This is a genomic window from Snodgrassella alvi, from assembly GCF_002777855.1.
GTDB classification, from domain to species: Bacteria; Pseudomonadota; Gammaproteobacteria; order Burkholderiales; family Neisseriaceae; genus Snodgrassella; species Snodgrassella alvi_E.
Genome location: NZ_MEIK01000026.1, coordinates 1 through 5,685, shown reverse-complemented (window position 1 = coordinate 5,685; position 5,685 = coordinate 1). Strand labels below are relative to the sequence as shown.

At 50.6% G+C, this 5,685-nt stretch carries 1 protein-coding gene, 2 tRNA genes and 3 rRNA genes; 1 reads left to right on the top strand and 5 read right to left on the bottom strand.

Annotation, left to right across the window (positions count from 1 at the left end; genetic code table 11):
• On the top strand, positions 1-167 hold a 167-nt coding region (locus tag BHC43_RS03395), incomplete at its 5' end, for a tRNA (cytidine(34)-2'-O)-methyltransferase (protein WP_306807695.1).
• 70 nt (positions 168-237) lie between these two features.
• On the opposite strand, the gene rrf is transcribed toward BHC43_RS03395, so the two are convergent.
• From rrf to BHC43_RS03365, 5 genes are all read right to left on the bottom strand, one after another.
• Positions 238-350 (bottom strand): 5S ribosomal RNA (gene rrf, locus BHC43_RS03390).
• Positions 351-460: 110 nt separating this feature from the next.
• A 23S ribosomal RNA gene (locus tag BHC43_RS03385) occupies positions 461-3,350 on the bottom strand.
• 317 nt (positions 3,351-3,667) lie between these two features.
• Positions 3,668-3,743, bottom strand: a tRNA-Ala gene (locus BHC43_RS03375).
• Positions 3,744-3,759: 16 nt separating this feature from the next.
• Positions 3,760-3,836 (bottom strand) — tRNA-Ile (locus tag BHC43_RS03370).
• 77 nt (positions 3,837-3,913) lie between these two features.
• Positions 3,914-5,452 (bottom strand): 16S ribosomal RNA (locus tag BHC43_RS03365).
• Together the 16S, 23S and 5S rRNA genes with 2 tRNA genes alongside form the textbook arrangement of a ribosomal RNA operon.
• Positions 5,453-5,685 lie beyond the last annotated feature (233 nt).

Below are 5,685 nucleotides of genomic sequence, written 5' to 3'. Positions count from 1 at the left end.
TTGGCCGGGAAACGACCGGCCTGCCGCAGGAGTTCGCACAGGCCAGAGCAGATCACTGCCTGCGTATCCCTCAGACTTCCCATATCCGCTCATTGAATCTATCCAACGCAGCGGCCATTGTGTTGTACGAAGCGCTACGGCAGCAGGGGTTCGCTGGTTTGTCTTAACCAGTTGCGTTTCCATTTAGCACAAAGCAAAGAACCCAGTAGATAGTCTACTGGGTTCTTCTTAATGGGTGTCTGGCGGTGTCCTACTTTCACATGGGCATCCATACTATCATCGGCGCTAGGTCGTTTCACGGTCCTGTTCGGGATGGGAAGGCGTGGGACCAACCCGCTATGGCCGCCAGACTTTAAACTGTCAAATCAGAAAGCCTTAATCTTGGTGATGCTTGTATTCTCATCAGTAAGCTTTATCATTTACCTTGCACACCTTCTGTGTGCGAAGTCCTTCAAATGATAGAGTCAAGCCTCACGAGCAATTAGTATCGGTTAGCTCCAAGTGTTACCACTCTTCCACACCCGACCTATCAACGTCCTGGTCTCGAACGTCTCTTCAGAGGGATTAAATCCCTAGGGAAGTCTCATCTTCAGGCGAGTTTCACGCTTAGATGCTTTCAGCGTTTATCTCTTCCGAACTTAGCTACCCGGCGATGCGACTGGCGTCACAACCGGTACACCAGAGGTTCGTCCACTCCGGTCCTCTCGTACTAGGAGCAGCCCCCGTCAAACTTCCAACGCCCACTGCAGATAGGGACCAAACTGTCTCACGACGTTTTAAACCCAGCTCACGTACCACTTTAAATGGCGAACAGCCATACCCTTGGGACCGACTACAGCCCCAGGATGTGATGAGCCGACATCGAGGTGCCAAACTCCGCCGTCGATATGAACTCTTGGGCGGAATCAGCCTGTTATCCCCGGAGTACCTTTTATCCGTTGAGCGATGGCCCTTCCATTCAGAACCACCGGATCACTATGTCCTGCTTTCGCACCTGCTCGACTTGTCGGTCTCGCAGTTAAGCTACCTTGTGCCATTGTACTATCAGTCCGATTTCCGACCGGACCTAGGTAACCTTCGAACTCCTCCGTTACTCTTTGGGAGGAGACCGCCCCAGTCAAACTGCCTACCATGCACGGTCCCCGATCCAGATAATGGATCCGGGTTAGAACCTCAAAGTCACCAGGGTGGTATTTCAAGGACGGCTCCACAGAAACTAGCGTTCCTGCTTCTTAGCCTCCCACCTATCCTACACAAGTGACTTCAAAGTCCAATGCAAAGCTACAGTAAAGGTTCACGGGGTCTTTCCGTCTAGCAGCGGGGAGATTGCATCTTCACAACCATTTCAACTTCGCTGAGTCTCAGGAGGAGACAGTGTGGCCATCGTTACGCCATTCGTGCGGGTCGGAACTTACCCGACAAGGAATTTCGCTACCTTAGGACCGTTATAGTTACGGCCGCCGTTTACTGGGGCTTCGATCCGATGCTTGCACATCTTCAATTAACCTTCCAGCACCGGGCAGGCGTCACACCCTATACGTCCACTTTCGTGTTTGCAGAGTGCTGTGTTTTTATTAAACAGTCGCAGCCACCTATTCTCTGCGACCTCTAATAGCTTACAGAGTAAATCTTTCACCATCAGAGGCATACCTTCTCCCGAAGTTACGGTATCAATTTGCCGAGTTCCTTCTCCTGAGTTCTCTCAAGCGCCTTAGAATTCTCATCCTACCCACCTGTGTCGGTTTGCGGTACGGTTTCATTCAAACTGAAGCTTAGTGGCTTTTCCTGGAAGCGTGGTATCAGTCACTTCGTGTCCTTAGACACTCGTCATCACTTCTCGGCGTTAAGCACCCGGATTTGCCTAAGTGCTCCACCTACCGGCTTAAACGATCTATTCCAACAGATCGATGACCTAACCTTCTCCGTCCCCACATCGCATTTGAATCAAGTACAGGAATATTAACCTGTTTCCCATCGACTACGCATCTCTGCCTTGCCTTAGGGGCCGACTCACCCTACGCCGATGAACGTTGCGTAGGAAACCTTGGGTTTTCGGCGACAGGGCTTTTCACCCTGTTTATCGCTACTCATGTCAACATTCGCACTTCTGATACCTCCAGCATGCTTCTCAACACACCTTCTTCGGCCTACAGAACGCTCCCCTACCATGTCAGTTGCCTGACATCCGCAGCTTCGGTTACAGATTTGAGCCCCGTTACATCTTCCGCGCAGGACGACTCGACCAGTGAGCTATTACGCTTTCTTTAAATGATGGCTGCTTCTAAGCCAACATCCTGGCTGTCTCGGCCTTCCCACTTCGTTTACCACTTAATCTGTCATTTGGGACCTTAGCTGGCGGTCTGGGTTGTTTCCCTCTTGACACCGGACGTTAGCACCCGATGTCTGTCTCCCGAGGAACCACTTGATGGTATTCTTAGTTTGCCATGGGTTGGTAAGTCGCAATGACCCCCTAGCCATAACAGTGCTTTACCCCCATCAGTGTCTTGCTCGAGGCACTACCTAAATAGTTTTCGGGGAGAACCAGCTATCTCCGAGTTTGTTTAGCCTTTCACCCCTATCCACAGCTCATCCCCGCATTTTGCAACATGCGTGGGTTCGGTCCTCCAGTACCTGTTACGGCACCTTCAACCTGGCCATGGATAGATCACTCGGTTTCGGGTCTACACCCAGCAACTCGTCGCCCTATTAAGACTCGGTTTCCCTGCGCCTCCCCTAATCGGTTAAGCTCGCTACTGAATGTAAGTCGTTGACCCATTATACAAAAGGTACGCAGTCACGGATTACTCCGCTCCCACTGTTTGTATGCATCAGGTTTCAGGTTCTATTTCACTCCCCTCCCGGGGTTCTTTTCGCCTTTCCCTCACGGTACTGGTTCACTATCGGTCGATGATGAGTATTTAGCCTTGGAGGATGGTCCCCCCATATTCAGACAGGATTTCTCGTGTCCCGCCCTACTTCTCGTATACTTAGTACCATCTCTGAAATTTCAAATACGGGGCTATCACCCTCTGTGGCCAAGCTTCCCAGCTTGTTCTTCTATCTCAGTGACTATCATATACAGGCTCTTACGCGTTCGCTCGCCACTACTTGCGCAATCTCGGTTGATTTCTTTTCCTCTGGGTACTTAGATGGTTCAGTTCTCCAGGTTCGCTTCTCTAAACCTATGTATTCAGTTTAGGATACCATGCTTTTACATGGTGGGTTTCCCCATTCGGATATCGCGGGATCACAGCTCTATTGCCAGCTCCCCCACGCTTTTCGCAGGCTTACACGTCCTTCTTCGCCTATCATCGCCAAGGCATCCACCTGATGCACTTATTCACTTGACTCTATCATTTCAAGAACCTCTTGACTTCATCACAACTACCGTTGACCTGTAATCATGACTTAAGCTCCCTACTCTCATAAAGCTTACTTCTTGGTTGTCTGAACAACGCCTTTTGTCTTCGTTGCTCAGCGATACAATCATCACCCAATTCTTTCAGCACTTCCACTTCATCCGTCTCCAGACTCAGCTTCCATGCCTCAATCTTTGTTTGTTGATTTCGGCTTTCCAATTTGTTAAAGATCGATGCGTTACTTCGCAAATTAAATTCAGCTTCCGCTTCATCTGCTTCCAGATAAACTCAATTTAATTTCCAAAGTGTGGTGGAGGCAAACGGGATCGAACCGATGACCCCCTGCTTGCAAAGCAGGTGCTCTACCAACTGAGCTATGCCCCCTCTCTTCTTAAATAAGTGGTGGGTCTGGGAGGACTTGAACCTCCGACCCCACGCTTATCAAGCGTGTGCTCTAACCAGCTGAGCTACAAACCCAGTTTATTCAGTCTCTTCTCGCATCTTTTCAGTTTACCGATAAGTGTGAATGCGAATAACCCTCTTCTTTTCTCTAGAAAGGAGGTGATCCAGCCGCAGGTTCCCCTACGGCTACCTTGTTACGACTTCACCCCAGTCATGAAGCATACCGTGTTAAGCGACCCCCTTGCGGTTAGTCTACCCAATTCTGGTATCCCCCACTCCCATGGTGTGACGGGCGGTGTGTACAAGACCCGGGAACGTATTCACCGCAGTATGCTGACCTGCGATTACTAGCGATTCCGACTTCATGCACTCGAGTTGCAGAGTGCAATCCGGACTACGATCGGCTTTCTGAGATTGGCTTCACCTCGCGGCTTCGCTACCCTCTGTACCGACCATTGTATGACGTGTGAAGCCCTGGTCATAAGGGCCATGAGGACTTGACGTCATCCCCACCTTCCTCCGGTTTGTCACCGGCAGTCTCATTAGAGTGCCCAACTTAATGATGGCAACTAATGACAAGGGTTGCGCTCGTTGCGGGACTTAACCCAACATCTCACGACACGAGCTGACGACAGCCATGCAGCACCTGTGTTACGGTTCCCGAAGGCACTCTCCTATCTCTAAGAGATTCCGTACATGTCAAGACCAGGTAAGGTTCTTCGCGTTGCATCGAATTAATCCACATCATCCACCGCTTGTGCGGGTCCCCGTCAATTCCTTTGAGTTTTAATCTTGCGACCGTACTCCCCAGGCGGACAATTTCTCGCGTTAGCTTCGCTACTAAGACATCTAGTGCCCCAACAGCTAATTGTCATCGTTTAGGGCGTGGACTACCAGGGTATCTAATCCTGTTTGCTACCCACGCTTTCGAGCATGAACGTCAGTGTTATCCCAGGAGGCTGCCTTCGCCATCGGTATTCCTCCACATCTCTACGCATTTCACTGCTACACGTGGAATTCTACCTCCCTCTGACACACTCTAGTTAGACAGTTTCAAATGCACGTCCCAAGTTGAGCTCGGGGATTTCACATCTGACTTATCTAACCGTCTGCGCTCGCTTTACGCCCAGTAATTCCGATTAACGCTCGCACCCTACGTATTACCGCGGCTGCTGGCACGTAGTTAGCCGGTGCTTATTCTTTAGGTACCGTCAGCACCAGGTGGTATTAGCACCCGGCTTTTCTTCCCTAACAAAAGTCCTTTACAACCCGAAGGCCTTCTTCAGACACGCGGCATGGCTGGATCAGGGTTCCCCCCATTGTCCAAAATTCCCCACTGCTGCCTCCCGTAGGAGTTTGGGCCGTGTCTCAGTCCCAATGTGGCGGATCATCCTCTCAGACCCGCTATGGATCGTCGCCTTGGTAGGCCTTTACCCCACCAACTAGCTAATCCAACATCGGCCGCTCAAATAACGCGAGGTCCTAAGATCCCCCGCTTTCCCCCTCAGGGCGTATGCGGTATTAGCCATCCTTTCGGACAGTTATCCCCCATTACTCGGTACGTTCCGATGCATTACTCACCCGTTCGCCACTCGCCACCAGAGAGCAAGCTCTCCGTGCTGCCGTTCGACTTGCATGTGTAAAGCATGCCGCCAGCGTTCAATCTGAGCCAGGATCAAACTCTTATGTTTAATCTTAGCTTGTTGCAATCCTGAAGTTCCCTTCAGTATCACTGGTCTGCTTCAAAGTTATTGACAAGATTTCTTACTATCCTGTCCCTCTGAATCAGTGTGAGGCTTATCCGCACTCACACTTATCGGTAATCTGTTCTGTTAAAGAGCGTTGCTTTCGACTGCGTTCTACTTTAAACTGTTTCGTTCGTTTCGGCTCGCGTCTCAGCGAAGAAGGCGAACTATACGCCCCT